Here is a 16,846-nt window from a genome sequence, read left to right as displayed (position 1 = left end):
TCCGGCTTGAAATACAAGCCTCCATGTTTATCTAAGGAGTATTAAATATGAAAATTATTGATGTTGTTTGCGCAGAAGGCAAAACAGGTTTTTATTTTGATGACCAAAAGGCTATCAAGATGGGTGCAGGTCATGACGGATTTTTTTATACGGGAAAACCCGTAACCGAGGGCTTTACCTCAATCAGACAGGCAGGCGAAGCTATTTCCGTTATGTTTATTCTCGAAGACGGACAGGTTGCATACGGAGACTGTGCTGCCGTACAGTATTCCGGAGCAGGCGGACGCGATCCCCTCTTTTTGGCAAAGGACTTTATTCCCGTAATTGAAAAGGATATAAAGCCCCTCTTTGTAGGAAAAGAAATTACAAACTTCAGAGAGATGGCTAAAACCTTTGAGGAGCATAAGGTAAACGGAAAGAGAATGCACACGGCTTTACGCTACGGCATATCTCAAGCTATTCTTGATGCTGTTGCAAAGTCCCAGCACATAACGATGGCCGAAGTTGTTGTAAAAGAATACAAGACAGGATGCCAAATAAAGAGAATCCCGATCTTTACCCAGTCAGGCGATGACCGCTACTTAAATGCCGATAAGATGATTATCAAACAGGCTGAAGTTCTTCCCCATGGTCTTTTTAACAATGTTGAAGAAAAAACCGGTAAAAACGGCGAAAAGCTCTTGGAATATGTTAAATGGCTTAAAAACAGGGTCGAAACCATGAGAACTTGCAAGAACTATAATCCTATTTTCCACATTGACGTATACGGCACAATCGGAGACTTTACAAATAACGATGTTCCCAAGATGACGGCCTATCTTAAAACATTGGAAGCTGCTGCCGCTCCCTTTAAACTTAGAATCGAAGGCCCCATGGATATGGGCGACAGAGAAAAGCAAATGCAGGTACTTGCAGCTCTCACAAAGAGCCTTGACGATAACGGCGTAAAGGTAGAGCTTGTTGCCGATGAATGGTGCAATACCCTCGAAGACATTCAGTACTTTGCCGATAACCGTGCAGGCCACATGATTCAGATTAAGACCCCCGACCTTGGCGGAATTAACAACACGATTGAAGCTATCCTTTACTGTAAGGAAAAGGGAGTAGGTGCCTATTGCGGAGGAACATGTAACGAAACCAACCGCTCGGCTGAGGTTATCGTAAACTGTTCCGTTGCAGCCGGAGCCGCCCAACAGCTTGCAAAGCCCGGTATGGGCGTTGACGAAGGCTACATGATCATCAATAACGAGATGAACAGAATCGTTGCCCTAGCCAATAGGAAATAAGTTTTTTAGATAAATTATAAGCAAGGAACTTTGAAATACAAACTTCCTTGCTTATATTCTAATTTGCCTTTAATAATTGAATATCCTGTAGTTGCCCGAATCTTAAAAGAATTTTCCAAATGCCTATCTTTCAAAGTCCGCTAAGATGCCAATAAAAAAATGTGCATCCTTGTGCATTTCTTATTGCCATCTGTGTAAATTTTTGAATAGCCTTTTTGCAAATAGGCGGTGCAGATGTAAAATGAAACCGCGAAGCCCGCAAGGAACGCCAAGGATAAATGAAAGAATATGCTATCAAAACACCATCAAAATTTCTTTGCGCTCTTAGCATCTTTGCGGTTAAATTAAAAAAAACGCTCTTACAAAATTGAGGAAGTTGTGGTATAATACAATCAATGAGGAGGCCTATGCAAAAGCGCTTTGACGATTTAACGATTACCGACGATTATATGTTTTGTGCGGTGATGCAGGATAAGTCTATCTGTACAACGGTTTTGAATATGATACTTGCAGACTCGATCGGGCCGATTAGCGATATAAGCTATCAAAAAACATTCGACCAAGTAGGCTATGCAAAAAGCATACGTCTTGATGTGTGGGTTACCGGCAGTGATGGCAGCATGTATGACGTTGAGATGCAAACTACAAATAAACAAGACCTTGCTAAACGCTTACGCTACTATCAATCGGTTATCGACGTGAGCAGCCTTGAAAAGGGTGGGCATTATACCGACTTACCCAATTCATTCATCATCTTTTTTTGCCCGTTCGACTATCCAAGCAAAGGCTTACCGGTATACACCTTCAAAACGATATGCAGTGAAAATAACACAATCGTATTACAAGACGGCATAACCAAGGTCATTATCAACAGCACTGCAGCAGATAAGATGCCTGACCCTGAACTAAAGGCTTTTTTGGAATACATGAACGGCATAACAAGTGACAGCCCCTTTATCCGCAAGATAGACCGGTATATCAAAGAACTAAAAGAAAATGAAGAGAGGAGGAAAGAATACATGTTAATACAATCATTTGAAATGGATGCACGAAGGGACGGCATACAACAAGGCATACAACAAGGCATACAACAAGGTATTCGGCAAGGAATTGAGCAAGGTTTTTCCGACGGCTCATACAAAAAAGCTCTTGAAACGGCAAAAAATTTACTTGAAATGGGGTTTGCCATAGAAGCTATCGTAAGAGCTACCGGTCTCACCCAAGAAGAAGTGGAATCGATTAGCTAATTTACATTCCGGTAAACTTGTAATTTTTTTTGTATCGGTGTATAATCTCAGCTATTGTATGTAGTTTTGCATTCTGCAAAACTACTCGAAAAAACTTTTTTCAGGATTTGATAATCCTTCAAAAACTTTTTTAAGGAGGAAGTTATGAAAAATTTTAAGAAAATCTTCTTTGTGCTGACACTGCTTTTGGCAGCTGGCACAATGATTTTTGCAGGAGGCGCAAAAGAAGCAAGCCTTCCCTCACTTGATTTAACTATGGACAGGGCAGGAGCCCCGATTACCTTACCTGCAAAGGTAGAAAAAATTGTTTCAATGGCTCCGTCTACCACGGAAATCCTTATCGATTTGGGTCTTGCCGACAAGATTATTGCCGCCGATACCAATACTCAAAAGGATGGGCTTTTAAAACAGGATATCCCATATTTCAATATGATGAAACCCGATGCAGAAAAACTTATCGCCCTAAAACCGGATGTAGTTTTTATCTCGGGGATGTCGAATGCAAAAGGGAACACACCTTTTTCTCCCTTAATTGATGCAGGTATCTGCGTTATAAATATCCCCTCATCTTCAAGTATCGAGGCCATTTATCTTGATATTGCATACATAGCTGCCGTCGTAAAACATGAAGAAAAGGGCGCAAAAATTATTGCAAACATGAAAAAAGAAATCGAAGCTGTCCGAAAAAAAGGAGCCGCTATTGCTCAAGATAAAAAGAAAACCGTTTACTTTGAAATAGGGGCCGCTCCTTATATGTACAGTTTGGGAACAGGAACATTTATAAATGAGATGATCGAAATTATCGGAGCTCAAAATATTCTTGCCGATCAAAAAAGTTGGATAGCCGTTTCGGATGAAATGGTTTTAGCTAAGGATCCCGATGTAATTTTGACCAATGTAAGCTATATTCCTAACCCGATTGATGAAATAATGGCCAGAGCAGGCTGGGCTTCTCTTAAAGCCGTAAAGGGCAAAAAGGTTTTCGGTATTGATACAAATTCTTCTTCAAGACCTAACCATAACATTATAAAGGCCTTAAAAGAAATGGCTAAAGCCGTCTATCCCGAAATCTATAAATAATGAAACTTCAATTCAAGCTTGCAGGCTCGATTGCAGCCTGCATCCTTGTTCTCATCTTGGGGGTAGGAATAGGTTCGGTCTTTGTTCCGCCCCAAGATATTATCAAAATCATATTTTCAAAAGTAGCCCAAAAAGAAATTTACGGTATTGAATCGACATTTGTTGCAATAGTTTGGAACGTGAGGCTGCCTAGGGTGCTGGTCGCTTTTTTGGCAGGCGGTTCCCTTGCCGTAAGCGGGGCCGTAATGCAAAGTATCTTAAAGAACCCATTGGCTTCTTCTTACACCATGGGCGTTTCATCCGGCGCCGCCTTGGGAGCTGCTCTGGTAATTTTGACAGGATTCACTCTTCCTTTAATACCGGCTTTTACCCTTCCTCTTGCAGGCACTATTGCAGGTCTTCTTACAGTCTACGCCTCGGTTAAAGTTGCGGCCTTGGTTGATAGGAATTTTGAAAACTCGACGATTATTTTAACAGGAATAGTTTTTTCTCTTTTTATAAACGGAATTATAACCATAATAATCGCCCTTAATCGGGACGGAATGGCCCGACTGATATTTTGGCAGATGGGGAGCTTTGCAAGCCAAAATATAAAAAACTTTAACGTATTATTGCCTGTCTGTGCTGCCGGAACCTTGATTCTTACAGGGCTTTCAAATGAAATGGATTTGCTTACCTTCGGCGAGGAGCAGGCTAAGACTATGGGCCTAAATACAAAAAAGATTAAATGGCTTCTTTTGTTTTTGGCATCAGCCCTTACCGGAACCGTAATTTCATTTGTAGGCATAATCGGGTTTATCGATTTGATTTCTCCGCACATTGTACGCAAGCTCGTCGGTGCAAGGCATAAGATAGTGATTCCTGTGTCCTTTTGTATAGGAGGCACTGCGATGGTTCTATGCGATATGACGGCAAGAACTATTCTGTCTCCCCAAGAGCTTCCGGTGGGAGCAATCACAGCCCTCGCAGGTGCTCCGTTTTTTTGCTATGTCTATTTTAAGGGACGGAGGAGGGCTTAACTTTTATGGACTATCCTTTAATAAATGTAAAATCGGTTTATGCAGGATATTCAAAGACTCCTGTTTTAAAAGATATTTCCTTTTCGGTTTTAAAAGGAGACAGTCTTTGTGTTTTGGGCCCTAACGGCTGTGGAAAAACGACTCTTTTAAAAACTCTTGCCGGTCTTATCGGCTACTCGGGTGAAATTCTTTTAAACGGTCAAAACTTAAAAAATATCAAACGCAAGGATATAGCAAAAAAAATAGCTGTTTTAAGTCAAGTTTCTTCTATATATTTTTCATATTCCGTTTATGATACCGTTATGATGGGAAGATATGTCCACAGAGAAGCCAGCTCTTTTCTTTCAGTCTCAAAAAAAAACAGGGTCTATGTAGAAAAATGCTTAAGGGCTGTAGATATTTGGAATTTGCGTGAAAAGAAAATAGATGAACTTTCAGGCGGTCAGCTTCAGCGCGTTTATCTGGCCCGCACTCTTGCCCAAGAACCCGAACTTATCCTGCTCGATGAACCTACAAATCATCTGGACTTAAAAGCCCAAACCGAGCTTATTCTTTTTTTAAAAGAGATTTGCAAAAAAGAAGCTAAAGCCGTCATCGGAGTCTTCCACGATATAAACCTAGCCCTTCAATTTGCAGATAAACTTATTTTTTTAAAAGACGGCACCATACAAGCCTCAGGAAAAAAAGAAGAGGTTTTAACCGGAGAAATTTTACAATCCGTTTACGGAATGGATGTAGCCGAATGGATGAAAGATTCTTTTAATTTATGGCTTAGAGTTTTTTAGCTTAGAGGAATCTTTCTGTCAACTGTTTTTTATCAGCTTATTTCTTTGCGGTTATCTGTTCTGTTGCTCCGTTACCGTGTGGAAAAATGTACAAAAATATGCTATAATAGAGCTTGGGAGGTATGATATGTTTTTTGCAGATTATGAAACTCACAAAAAAGAACAAATTTCTCAGTCAATTCTCTGGGAATATGATACAAAAGCTCCCGATTGGGATTGGAATATAATGTCAAAAATTGTTGTCGCCCGCGTTTTGGAATACGGTAGACCGGAAGATTATTATGCAATGTTTCAACTTTACGGCGGCTTTGAAAGGGTAAAAAATATTGTTGTACAAATTCCTTATCTTTCCCCAAAAGAATTGAATTGGTCTTGTTTGCTTTTTGATTTAAAAAAGGAAGATTTTTTATGCTGCAAAAGAACACTGTCGAGAAAACTGCATTTGAATTGTTAAGAAAGCTCATGCAAGACAGTCAAATGGATCAATTCTTTTTAGTTGGCGGCACTTCTATTGCATTACGGCTTGGGCACAGGAAAAGTATTGATTTGGACTTATTTACTCAAAATGATATAGACTTCATACATGAGCCGGTAAACTTAATAGTCGGAAAATTTAATTGGGAACATATTGAAAAGCGTTTGCATGATATGATAAAAAATCCTCAAGAAATATACACAGCCTATCCCATATAAATGCGATTAAACTCATAGTCATGCCGGTTATCCTGATTGTTTTTTTTTATATTTTATAATATACTGACAGCCTATAAAATAAATAATTTGGAGGCAATAATGAATCCGTTGCAGAACACTGAACCTAAAGAAGTTTTTAAATGGTTTTACGAAATCTCTCAGGTACCGAGAGGTTCGGGAAACGAAAGAGCTATCAGCGATTTTCTTGTAAAATTTGCAAAAGATAGAAATCTTGAAGTACATCAAGATAAGGCTATGAATGTTATAATAAAGAAGCCCGGAACTGCCGGTTATGAAAAATCTCCTACAGTTATTATTCAGGGCCACATGGATATGGTTTGTGAAAAGGATGCTTCCTCAAACCATGATTTTTTAAAGGATCCTATCAAATTCGTTGTAAAAGGCGAAATGCTCTATGCCGATAAGACAACCCTCGGAGGAGATGACGGTATAGCAGTCGCATACGCTCTTACCGTCCTTGATTCAAAGGATATTCCCCATCCGCCGCTCGAAGTTTTAATTACGACAGAAGAGGAAACAGGGATGGGCGGAGCTATGGCTCTTACCGATGAACACCTGCAAGGAACACGCCTTTTAAATATAGATTCGGAAGAAGAAGGCGTATTTTTGGTAAGCTGTGCAGGCGGGGCTAATATCCATGTCTTTTTCGATATAAAGAAAGAAGCAGCCAAAGGAAAATTCTTAAAAATCACAGTTGGGGGTCTCCTTGGTGGACATTCAGGTATCGAGATCAATAAGCAGAGAGCCAACTCAATTAAACTTTTGGGAAGAATTCTTTATAACATCAAGCAAAACGAAAAAATCAATATAGTAGAAATTTCAGGCGGTTCAAAACACAATGCTATTGCAAAGGATGCCCATGCAGTAATCGCTGCAGAAAATACGGAAGCCGTTTTGAAGATTGTCGAAAAAATGACTGCCGATTTTAAAAATGAATACAGAGCCGTTGACAAACTTTTAACTGTTACGGCAAATGAAACTCAAAATCCGTCGGGCCAAATGTTTACAAAAGAGCTTACCTTAAATCTAATTGATTTTATGGCAAGTATTCCCAATGGTGTGCAATATATGAGCATGGAGATTCACGGCCTTGTTCAAACAAGTTTAAATAACGGGGTTTTGGAAGAAATCGATGGAAGAATCAAATTTACAACCTCTGTACGAAGCAGCGTAAAGAGTGCCTTGGATGAAATTGTGGATATCCTTAGAATCCAAGCCGAACGCTGCGGAGCCGAATTCAAAAAAAATTCGGAGTATCCCGCTTGGGAGTACAGTCCCGATTCTCCTGTACGCGATGCTGCCGTCAATGTTTACAAAAAGCTTAACAAAAAGGAGCCCCTTATCACAGCGATACATGCAGGGCTTGAATGCGGCCTTTTAAAGAAGACTCTTCCTAAAGTCGATGCTATAAGTTTCGGTCCCAACCTGTATGACGTACATACACCGAATGAACACATGGAAATTGCCTCTGTAGAACGCGTATGGAAGTTCTTGCTGGCTTATTTGGCCGAATTAAAGAATTAAAAACAAGGTGTAAAAATTGGGGCTAAGCCGTGACGGGCTTATTAAAAAACTAAAAAGGGGCATGAAGTCATGCCCCTTATGGGAGTTGTGCTTTGAACCGCCTAAGACGGATACTCACATCTCCCTCTAGCTTTTATTTTAGCATAATTATTGTAATTGTCAAGTAAAATAATACTAAAAATTTAATTTTTTTTCTCGCCGAAGCTCTTGTACGATATATAAAGCAGGTTAAAAAGGGTACCCACTAAAAGAATAAAGGCCCACGTTCTTGCATGTATAAAGGGATTTTTTATCGGCAAAAAAAGGTCTGACAGGACCGAATTTAAATTCGTTACAAGATCCCATGAATTCCACCTTAAAAATCTTCCCAAATAGATGCCGAAAGCTGAAAGATATATCACAAAACCTGAAACAATTTGCGGATATTTTATAGTAAAAAGCTTTTGAAGCTTGGCTTCGATAAAATCCAAACTTACAAACCCGTAAAAAAGACCTGCAAAGCTGTAAGAAAACAATAGTATTAAATCATACCACCTCATAGATGAAGCTGCTGTTTTTAGATGGATAAAATCGGTTACAATGTAAAGGGCATTGGGAAAAAACAGAAGCCAGATAGCCGTAAAAACAATAAAAATTATTTTGTTATTGTTTTTTGATAGGTATAGCGTTGAAGAAATAAGCCATGGTACAAAGGCTAAAAATAAGTTCCAGACCAAAAAAAGTAAAAAATAGTTTTCTGCTATAAAAATTCTGCATACCGATAAAAAAATACAGAAAAAAGACAAGAACATCAAGGCAAAGGTACTTTTAATTCGGAATATATTTTTAAAGTAATGGCTCATTTATTCTCCAACAAAAAGAGTCAGGCTCCCATAAAAAAAAGAGCCAGCTCCATAAAAAAAGAGCCGGGCTGTCTTTAAAAAATCAAAAGACCGCCCGTTTCTTTTATTTTAAATTTTCATATATGCGCATTAAATTTGTCTTCATGCGTTCAAGATAGCTTTTGTTATCTTCAGGACTTTCGATTGTATAAATTTTTTCAACCTTGGCTCCAAGCTCTGTTGCTAGGGTTTTTGAAACAAGGGGGCTTGCCGCTTCTTCTGTAAAGATAACTTTTACTTTATGCTCCCTGCAATATTCGACAAGTTTTGCAAGTTCTTTCGGATTCGGTTCGTTGTCATTAAAGATATCGGTTACGGAATTTTGCTCTAAAGAAAAATCTCTGCAAAGATATCCGAAGGCTGCGTGTCCCGTTACAAAGTGCTTGTTTTTTACCTTAGAAAATTTCTCGATATATTCTTTTAAAAGCCCGTCAAGTTCGGCAATATATTTATTTGCATTTTCTTTATAGCTCTTTGCATTTGCAGGGTCGGCCATAGTCAGAGCATTTTCAATATTTTTAACCATAATTTTTGCAGAAGAGAGACTGAGCCATGTATGAGGATCGAATTCTCCGTGATGGCAATGTTCATGTCCCTTGCCGTGTTTGTGCTGCCCGGCACAAACTTCGCAGTCACAGTCTTCTCCATGTTCATCATGATTGTGATGTCCCGCTTTAATTGCTTCAATTCCGCTGCTAGCCTCGACCATAATCAGCTTTTTGTTGTTGACCGCTTTTACGGCTTCATCAAGCCAAAACTCCATACCCAACCCGTTATAGATTAAAATATCGGCCTTCGATAAAAAAGCCAGATCTTTGGCCTTGGGCTCAAAGTCGTGAGCTTCCATTCCCGGCGGAATGATAACCGAAATATTGACATTGTCCCCTGCAACTGCCTGAGTTAACTCTTTCATTGCATCGAAAGTAACAGCAACATTTTTTTTGCCGTTATCCGGCATCTCTCTTGCTCCCATCGCAAAGAGATTTACCGATGAAAGAAGAGCAATAAATAAACATGTTTTTAAAATAGATTTCATATAAACTCCATATTTTTTTAAGACGGAATAGAATATAATACCGTGGCGAAATTAAGTCAATAAAAAATAAGCTAAAATTAACTTTTTATGGCTGAAGCTCGGGCTCCAGCCCCGGAACCAAGTATTTTTCGGGTATTTTAACGGGCCGTCCCATACTGTCCACACAGGCCCAGGTTACTTTTGCTTCAGCACAGACTTTACCTTCTTCATTTTTTATAACCTGCAAAAAGGTTCCGGAAACTTTACCCAAATCGATGTGAGTAACCTCAATGGCCAGTTTATCGTAAAGTTTGGCAGAGTGCTTGTATTTAATATCTATGTGGGATACATAAAGCATGTAGCCTTCTTCAATCATCCCTACATAATCAAAACCTATCTTTTTTAAAAACTGCATTCTGGCATGTTCCAGATAGTTTAGGTAAACCGAGTTGTTTACATGATTATAAGCGTCAAGCTCGTAGCTTCGAACTTCAACATAAAACGTATGCGTCACAATCTTCTCCTATTATAGCCTTCCGATTTCGTTTGCTTCGTGCATTTTTTCAAGGTCTGCCATTACCTGATCGACTACGGCCTGCTTTTTATCTATGCCTGTAAGGTCTCCATGCTCTGCCTTTACTTTTTCTCTATATTCTTCACAGTTTATAACGGGGCTTGCATCAAAGATGAGCCTATCCTTCCAGACAGTATCCTCAGTCATATCTCCTGAATCCGAAATACGCAGGCAGTTTCCATTGCTTGAAACCAAGAGCATTATATCGGACATTTTAATATAGGAATCTATTTCTTTTACACCTTTTTTTGTTTCGGGTTTTCCGGGGCGGTATCGGGTTCCTGCAGGATATACAAGAATTACCCGGCCTTCTTCTTTTGCTTTTTCAAGTGCCCGCATTGAAGCAAGGTTTATCATCTTGCTTCGTTTTAATTCTTCTGCCAAAACTTCAGGGTCTTTAATCGATTTGATGGAACGGCTGGGATAGATATAAATACGGTCATAGGCGCTTGCGAAGGCTGCAACGTAGGGATTGTCTTCTCCCAGTTTTAGTCCGGCCATTGCTATGCACTTTTCGGCAAGCTCCGTTCCTTTAGTACCGGTTTTTTTCATTAAATTTATAAAAGCCGGATAATCCATATTGCTGTAGTGCTCCGCAAGGATTATGCCTTTTTTCCCTTTTTTCACCTCATCTAAAAATTCTTCCAAGTGTTCAGGATGCCTGAATTCCGAATTTTCAAGGGCGAGATCGTCTACCATCTCATCAAGAATTTTAGACAGGGCGGGATTTCCCTTTTGTAATACATTTTCGGGCGTAACAGCCGGATTTTTCATTGTGTGTTTTGCAATTTCAGGTAAAATGTCTTTTACATATTCCATTAAAGTTTGCTGCATTTTAAACCTCCATAAATTTTTAAAATAAGCCGTCAAAATAGTCTTTGTATTTTTGATACGAAGATTTATCGACTGTTAAACTTACTACAGTATATTTTGACTTTTCTTTTTTTATTATCAATTTAATATCGTGTTTGATGGTCTTTGTTTCAATATCATAGACGCTGTTTATGATTTTAAATTTTTGTTTTGTTCCTTTTATATCCGTATTTTTTGCAAGAATTTTGGATGCCTTGCCCGAAGACGAAAAATATTTTATTAAAAAATCCGCTTCCCTGCCTTTGACATCGGGTATCGTTTTTAAGTCGAGGGTATTTACATTTAAAAAAGCTTCATTTCCCATAAGAAAGGTATTGTCTGCTATCTGTTTCCATTGGCTGTCTAAAGAAAGTTTAACCCCGTCAACTGTTCTTGTTTCTTTTTTCGACTTGGAGTTTAAAACGAATTTAGACTCAATAGGTTTAACATCTTCGAGAGGTTTAAAATCAAAAAAAGTTTTTTCGTCTTTTATTCTTCCCATTTCTATCAACTCAAAAGCTTTTTCCTTATTGGAATCTAAAATTTCTTTTATATGAAAGAGGGGAATGTAGGATTGGAATTTTACCTCGCTTTCCCCTCCGAATTGTTCTTCATCTACTATTTTAGAACCGGTTTTTATTACAAGGCTTTCAGTTAATTTTTGAGACTTCCACGCATAGAGTTTCGGAAGCATTTCCATAAGATAGTTTACCGCATAGGTGTAGGCCGGATCGGTGTTAATACCCGAAATATTGTTTTGGCCTGTAATTACGAATTCTCCGTTTAGAATTTCTCCGCTAAATAGAACTTTTGCAAAGACTTTTCCGTTTGAAGTATATACAAAACAGCCTATTGTATTATCGTTGTAATATAAAAAGCCGGCCCATGTAGGTTCCTTCCACGAAAGGTCTTGATAGATAAGGTAATCTCCCGATTCCGTTCCATCCCATGCCGACTTTTCTTCGGCTATGAGCTTAAAACTCTCTGCCGTGAAGAGAAAAAAAAGTAGAAAACCAAAACTTAAAATCTTTTTCATTTAAAAATCCTCTAGTTTAATTTTGCAAGTTCTTCTTTTACGGTTTTTTCAACTAAGTCTACAACCTTGTTTTTATCGATTAAGCTGCTTTCTCCCGCCTTTCTAAGCTTAAATTCGATATTGGGAAGATTTTTTTCGCCGACTACAAGCCTTATCGGAATGCCTATAAGGTCCATATCCTTAAACTTAACGCCTGTCCTTTCTTTTCGGTCATCTAGGAGGACTTCAATTCCTCTTTTTTTACATTCTTCGTAGAGGCGGTCGGCTTCCTTTTGCATTTCTCCCTCGTATTTTATGGGAACTATCGCAACTTGGAAGGGGGCGATACTCATTGGCCAGATTATTCCGTCCTCATCATGGTGTTCTTCGACAATGGAGGCTGTGAGCCGGTCAAGACCTATGCCGTAGCAGCCCATGGAAGGGTGCTGTTGTTTTCCGTTTTCGTCGAGATAGGTCATATTCATAGCCTTCGTATATTTATATCCCAGCTTAAATATGTGCCCGAGTTCATTTCCTTTTTTGGTGTAAAGGGCGGTACCGCAAACTGCACACTTATCTCCGGCCCTTACCGTGCGGAGGTCAAAAACGTGGGCGGGGGTAAAATCCCTTGAAGGCTCCACATGGAGGAGGTGTTTGTCCTTTTTTAAGCCTCCGGTTACCGCATCGTGCATGAGCATAACGCTTTCATCGGCAATGACCGGAATATTTTTTAAGCCTACAGGGCCGGCAAAACCGACTACCGTTCCTGTAGCTTCTTCGACTTCGGCATCGCTTGCAAGGATTGCATCCGAGGCTTTAAGGGAGGATTTTAACTTGGCTTCGTTTACTTCCAAATCTCCCCTTATGCAGACTGCAATTAAAAGAGTGCCTTCATCGCCGTTTTTTGCATTTTTTTTACCCTTTTCAGCATTGCCGAGTACCTCGGAATTTTCTACCCGGTAAATCAAGGTTTTTATAAATGAAGAACTTTCCGTCTTTAAAAAGGCTGTAAGGTCTTCAATTGTTTTTACATCTGGTGTATCGATCTCTTCTATAGATAAGGCTGAACCTTGGGCCATATTGCCGTTTCCTTGTTCCTTATCGGGTGCGCAGGCTGCCTTTTCTTCGTTTGCTGCATAACCGCAAGAAGGGCAGAGGAGGAGGGTGTCGTCTCCAACCGAAGATTCTACCATAAACTCCTGAGAACCGCTTCCTCCCATAGCACCTGAGTCGGCCTTTACTCCTATTACCGTAAGACCGCAGCGCTTAAAAATCTTTATATAGGCCTTTTCAAAACTGAGATAGGCTTCGTCTAAACTTTTATCGTTTGTATGGAAAGAGTAAGCATCCTTCATCGTAAATTCGCGGGTTCTCATAAGCCCGTATCGCGGCCTGATTTCATCCCGGTATTTTGTGTTAATCTGATAGGTTAAAAGCGGGTAGTTTTTATAGGAGGATAATTCGTTTTTTAAAAGAGCTGTAAAGGCTTCTTCAGCCGTGGGGCTTACAACCAATTCTTGGTTTAAGCGGTTTTTAATACGCAAAAGTTCAGGCCCCATCGAGTCCCATCTTCCCGATTCCTGCCAAATTTCACCAGGAACAATTACGGGGGGCTTAAATTCCAGACAGCCTATCGCATCCATTTCTTCCCTGATAATTTTTTCTACCTTTCTAAAGGCTTTTAAGCCGAGGGGCAAATAGGCAAACAGCCCGTTAGCCAAATTTCTTATCATTCCTGCCCGCAAAAGCAGCTTGTGACTTTCAACAACAGCCTCATTCGGGATTTCTCTCAAAGTGGGCATATACATCTGCGTCATCTTCATAATTATTTCTCCAATAAAAACTTTTTGCAGGGATTATTAAATCCCGAAAAAAGTTTTTTCAAGCGGTTTATTTATAAACCGCATACAATAATACGATGTTTGCCTGAAAGGCAAACTCGAAGATAAACAGTGAGGCAGAATTTGTGCCGAGCTGTTTATCGAAACTCCAATAAAAACTTTTAAGAAAGTTATTCTACCCATTTTGCTTAAAAAAATCTATAGGCCGGATTTTTTTAAAATTTTACGTATTAATGTATAAAAAACATACAATAATAGTGGAGGCATAAATGAATATGAAACAGGAAATTTTGAATCCAAAAACGGATTGGGTATTTAAGTTGATGTTCTCAAAAGGAGAACTGGGCAATAAGGCTCTTATAAGTTTTTTAAATGCTTTTTTGGAAGATTCTTACGGTAAAATCAAAAAAGCGGATATTTTAAATACTGAGCTTATTCGGGAAGCTCCAAATGGAGAATCCTATCATCTTGATTTTTTAATTAAAACCGACACAAATCTCATTATCAACCTTGAGATGCAGCAGTTTTGGAAAACCAACTATCCGAGGCGTAACCAAATGTATCTTTTACGTCTGGCTTCTCGTTTTTTGAAACTGGAATCTAAAAAAGATGACCCTTTGTATGCTTTAAGTATTTCGGTTTTTGGATGTAATGTTCCTAAAAATGCAAAACTGACAAAAATGTCTGAAAATTCCGTTATTCAATATATTTACATTGAATTAAATGACCTAATAGGTTATACTATACAAAAGAGATTAGAAGAATATACATTAAAAGATTTCTGGATAAGGTTTTTGGCTAATTATGAGAACGACAAAAAAAGCGGAATGTTGGAAAAATTATGTAATTTAGAGGAGGGTATAAGAATGGCAGAAGAAACACTCCTGAGGGTAACTGAAGAGGAAAGACAAATCGCTAGAGAACTGTCTCGAGAGAAATATCAAATGCTCTTAGAAGCAGAAAGAGCTGATGCTAGAAGGGAAGGTTTAGCTGAAGGTTTTGAGCAAGGTATTGAACAGGGTATGCGGCAAGGCGTGCAGCAAGGTAAAAAAGAAGGTTTTGCTGACGGCGCATATCAAAAAATAGTTGAGATGGCTAAACTAATGAAAACGCTTGAATATCCTTTTACAGAAATCTGCAAAATCACAGGTTTAAGCGTAGAAGAAATAGATGCTTTATAAAAGCATGTTTTGCAAACTCTAGCATAAAATACAAAAAAGTGATATACTCTGTTTCTTATGGGCCTTTATCTTGTTTAGATAGTAATAGGGCTCTTATAAAAACTGATGTTTTTATAGGCTATTTATAAATTATTAGGAGTTTTCATGTCTATCCTTTTTTATGCAGAACCGGTTTTAAGTCTTTTGTTTTCTATCTTATTAATTATAAAAAATACTTCAAGTCTTGCCGTAATAGCTTTGGTCTTAGGGGCGGCTTATTCTCTTTGGACGGCTTTTTGTATATTTTCTTTTTTTAAAAAAAAGACTGTGATGGCCATGCTCGTAATGCGTAAAACTATGGAGTATATTCCTTATATTTTTATGGCCTGCTTTATTATATCCAGGGCTGTTCAAACCGGGCAGGATAGGTCTACGCTTGATGCAATTTTAGCTGTCTATTGGTTTGTCTTGGTTATTTATAATAGAGTGATTTTGTTTAGATTAAAGGACAAGAGACTTCCTAAATACTTTCCGGACTTGCCTGCGATACCTAAGAAAAAACGTTCCGTTATTTCGGAAATTTTGGATTGGGCTGATTCTATCTTACAAGCTGCCTGTGTAGTTCTCCTTTTTACCGTTTTTGTTTTACAGCTCTATGTTATTCCTTCGGAATCCATGGTTCAGCAGTTTATGATAGGGGACAGAGTCGCAGGCTTTAAAGTTGCTGCAGGGCCGACCTTTCCTCTTTCTTCATTCCGGTTTCCTCAAATTTATAATTATAAGAGGGGGGATGTGGTTATAATCCGCAATCCTCATTATGAAGATGACCCGAATAACGAGCTTAAATTCTTTACTTCCCAGCTGGTGCAGTACCTGACTCTCACTACGGTAAATATCAATAAGGATGAAAACGGAAGAATCAAGGCAGACCCCTTGGTAAAAAGGATTGTGGGCCTAAGCGGAGAAAAGTTAATGCTTGTAGACGGAGTGCTCTACATAAAAAAAGCCGGAGAAAAGGATTTTAAGACCTTCGATGAAAGTGCCTATGCCGTTTGGGATTTATCCAAGCTGCCCCAGTCAAGCTTAAAATATGTAAAAGACATAAAAATGAATACCGAAGATTTAAACCGCCTTCAATCGGTAGAGGCTTGGCGGGCAAAGGTCGATTTTGATGAGGCCGAGAAGGAAGCTCTTGCCCTTATTAAAAAGATGAAAGAAATAAAGTCTAAGCCCGATAAGGTCTTTTCGGCCAAGGACTTTTTAAGCAAGGCTCAGTACCTTGTTACACAGATGGCCAGAGATAACGAAGCCATAGCCTCGAAGATTTTGACGACGGACGGCGGGCTTATGTGGTTTGAAAACTTTTTAACTTCATGGAAAAAATCTGCCGAAAAAAATTCCTACAACTTATATGAGATGAGAAATGCTCAACTCAATGTTCTTATTAAACTCGGCTTTGGAAAGCTCCTTGTACGGAATGCAGAACTTTATAAAGCTAATGTGAGCGATGCGGTTTTTTCTTCGGATACGGAACGGCAAGCTATTATAAACGAGCTAGGTGAATACCTCTACTATTTAGCCCTATCATCTCAAAGAAACATGGACGAATTTCCTAAGGGTGAAGAAGAGTACATCCCCGAAAACTGCTACTTTATGATGGGCGATAACCGTTTTAATTCCACGGATATGAGGCATGAATATCAATACCACTTGGAAGCCCTTAACAAGGATGATGCCATGTCGATGATGTTTGTAACAAATGTAGCACCCCGCTATATTCATTCTTCAAGAATGCTCGGAACGGTAAATCTAATTCTTTTTCCCAGAGCCCGATTCGGGTTGGTAAAATAGGT

Annotated in this window: 16 protein-coding genes; 10 read left to right on the top strand and 6 right to left on the bottom strand. The window is 39.0% G+C overall.

The features are described from left to right. Positions 1 to 47: 47 nt before the first annotated feature. The 8 genes from E4N80_RS07665 (at position 48) to E4N80_RS07630 (ending at position 7,655) form a co-directional block, all read left to right on the top strand. Complete coding sequence (locus E4N80_RS07665) at positions 48 to 1,286, top strand: methylaspartate ammonia-lyase (RefSeq protein ID WP_002688486.1); 1,239 nt, start codon at positions 48 to 50, stop codon at positions 1,284 to 1,286. Between the two features lie 407 nt (positions 1,287 to 1,693). Beyond that, positions 1,694 to 2,533, top strand: coding sequence for an Rpn family recombination-promoting nuclease/putative transposase (locus E4N80_RS07660; protein ID WP_253698602.1), 840 nt, complete (start codon positions 1,694 to 1,696; stop codon positions 2,531 to 2,533). Positions 2,534 to 2,677: 144 nt separating this feature from the next. Beyond that, the gene (locus E4N80_RS07655; protein WP_253698600.1) at positions 2,678 to 3,613 is read left to right on the top strand and encodes an ABC transporter substrate-binding protein; all 936 of its coding nucleotides are present in this window, start codon (positions 2,678 to 2,680) and stop codon (positions 3,611 to 3,613) included. Then, positions 3,613 to 4,632, top strand: a complete 1,020-nt coding sequence (locus E4N80_RS07650) for a FecCD family ABC transporter permease (protein WP_253698599.1) — start codon at positions 3,613 to 3,615, stop codon at positions 4,630 to 4,632. Before E4N80_RS07655 ends, E4N80_RS07650 begins: the two co-directional genes overlap by 1 nt. Before the next feature lie 5 nt (positions 4,633 to 4,637). Next, complete coding sequence (locus E4N80_RS07645; RefSeq protein WP_253698598.1) at positions 4,638 to 5,417, top strand: ABC transporter ATP-binding protein; 780 nt, start codon at positions 4,638 to 4,640, stop codon at positions 5,415 to 5,417. Positions 5,418 to 5,544: 127 nt separating this feature from the next. Beyond that, the gene (locus tag E4N80_RS07640; protein WP_253698597.1) at positions 5,545 to 5,871 is read left to right on the top strand and encodes a DUF6922 domain-containing protein; all 327 of its coding nucleotides are present in this window, start codon (positions 5,545 to 5,547) and stop codon (positions 5,869 to 5,871) included. Beyond that, positions 5,826 to 6,110, top strand: a complete 285-nt coding sequence (locus E4N80_RS07635; protein ID WP_253698596.1) for a nucleotidyl transferase AbiEii/AbiGii toxin family protein — start codon at positions 5,826 to 5,828, stop codon at positions 6,108 to 6,110. Before E4N80_RS07640 ends, E4N80_RS07635 begins: the two co-directional genes overlap by 46 nt. Before the next feature lie 99 nt (positions 6,111 to 6,209). Continuing rightward, complete coding sequence (locus E4N80_RS07630; protein WP_253698594.1) at positions 6,210 to 7,655, top strand: aminoacyl-histidine dipeptidase; 1,446 nt, start codon at positions 6,210 to 6,212, stop codon at positions 7,653 to 7,655. Between the two features lie 182 nt (positions 7,656 to 7,837). Here the strand turns inward: E4N80_RS07630 and E4N80_RS07625 are convergent, their stop codons facing one another. From E4N80_RS07625 to E4N80_RS07600, 6 genes are all read right to left on the bottom strand, one after another. Then, on the bottom strand, positions 7,838 to 8,497 hold the full coding sequence (locus E4N80_RS07625) for a DUF1361 domain-containing protein (protein ID WP_253698592.1): 660 nt from the start codon (positions 8,495 to 8,497) through the stop codon (positions 7,838 to 7,840). A gap of 103 nt (positions 8,498 to 8,600) precedes the next feature. After that, positions 8,601 to 9,572: a metal ABC transporter substrate-binding protein gene (locus E4N80_RS07620; RefSeq protein WP_253698590.1), complete on the bottom strand. Its 972-nt coding sequence runs from the start codon at positions 9,570 to 9,572 to the stop codon at positions 8,601 to 8,603. Positions 9,573 to 9,657: 85 nt separating this feature from the next. Further along, positions 9,658 to 10,065, bottom strand: coding sequence for an acyl-CoA thioesterase (locus E4N80_RS07615; RefSeq protein ID WP_253698589.1), 408 nt, complete (start codon positions 10,063 to 10,065; stop codon positions 9,658 to 9,660). 12 nt (positions 10,066 to 10,077) lie between these two features. Then, entirely contained in the window at positions 10,078 to 10,959 is an 882-nt protein-coding gene (locus E4N80_RS07610; RefSeq protein WP_253698587.1) for a 1-acyl-sn-glycerol-3-phosphate acyltransferase, read from the bottom strand. Positions 10,960 to 10,978: 19 nt separating this feature from the next. Continuing rightward, on the bottom strand, positions 10,979 to 12,013 hold the full coding sequence (locus E4N80_RS07605) for a DUF7954 domain-containing protein (protein WP_253698585.1): 1,035 nt from the start codon (positions 12,011 to 12,013) through the stop codon (positions 10,979 to 10,981). A gap of 11 nt (positions 12,014 to 12,024) precedes the next feature. Further along, entirely contained in the window at positions 12,025 to 13,815 is a 1,791-nt protein-coding gene (locus E4N80_RS07600) for a proline--tRNA ligase (RefSeq protein WP_253698583.1), read from the bottom strand. 287 nt (positions 13,816 to 14,102) lie between these two features. Here E4N80_RS07600 and E4N80_RS07595 point away from each other — a divergent pair, with 287 nt between their 5' ends. Together E4N80_RS07595 and lepB are read left to right on the top strand one after the other, a co-directional pair. Next, on the top strand, positions 14,103 to 15,014 hold the full coding sequence (locus E4N80_RS07595; RefSeq protein WP_253698582.1) for a PD-(D/E)XK nuclease family transposase: 912 nt from the start codon (positions 14,103 to 14,105) through the stop codon (positions 15,012 to 15,014). A gap of 144 nt (positions 15,015 to 15,158) precedes the next feature. Continuing rightward, positions 15,159 to 16,844, top strand: a complete 1,686-nt coding sequence (gene lepB / locus E4N80_RS07590; protein ID WP_253698580.1) for a signal peptidase I — start codon at positions 15,159 to 15,161, stop codon at positions 16,842 to 16,844. The last annotated feature ends 2 nt before the right edge of the window (positions 16,845 to 16,846 follow it).

It is taken from the genome of Treponema denticola (assembly GCF_024181605.1).
Classification (GTDB): domain Bacteria; phylum Spirochaetota; class Spirochaetia; order Treponematales; family Treponemataceae; genus Treponema_B; species Treponema_B denticola_B.
Note: the sequence above shows the minus strand (reverse complement) of the source record. Positions and strands in the feature narration are given on the sequence as shown.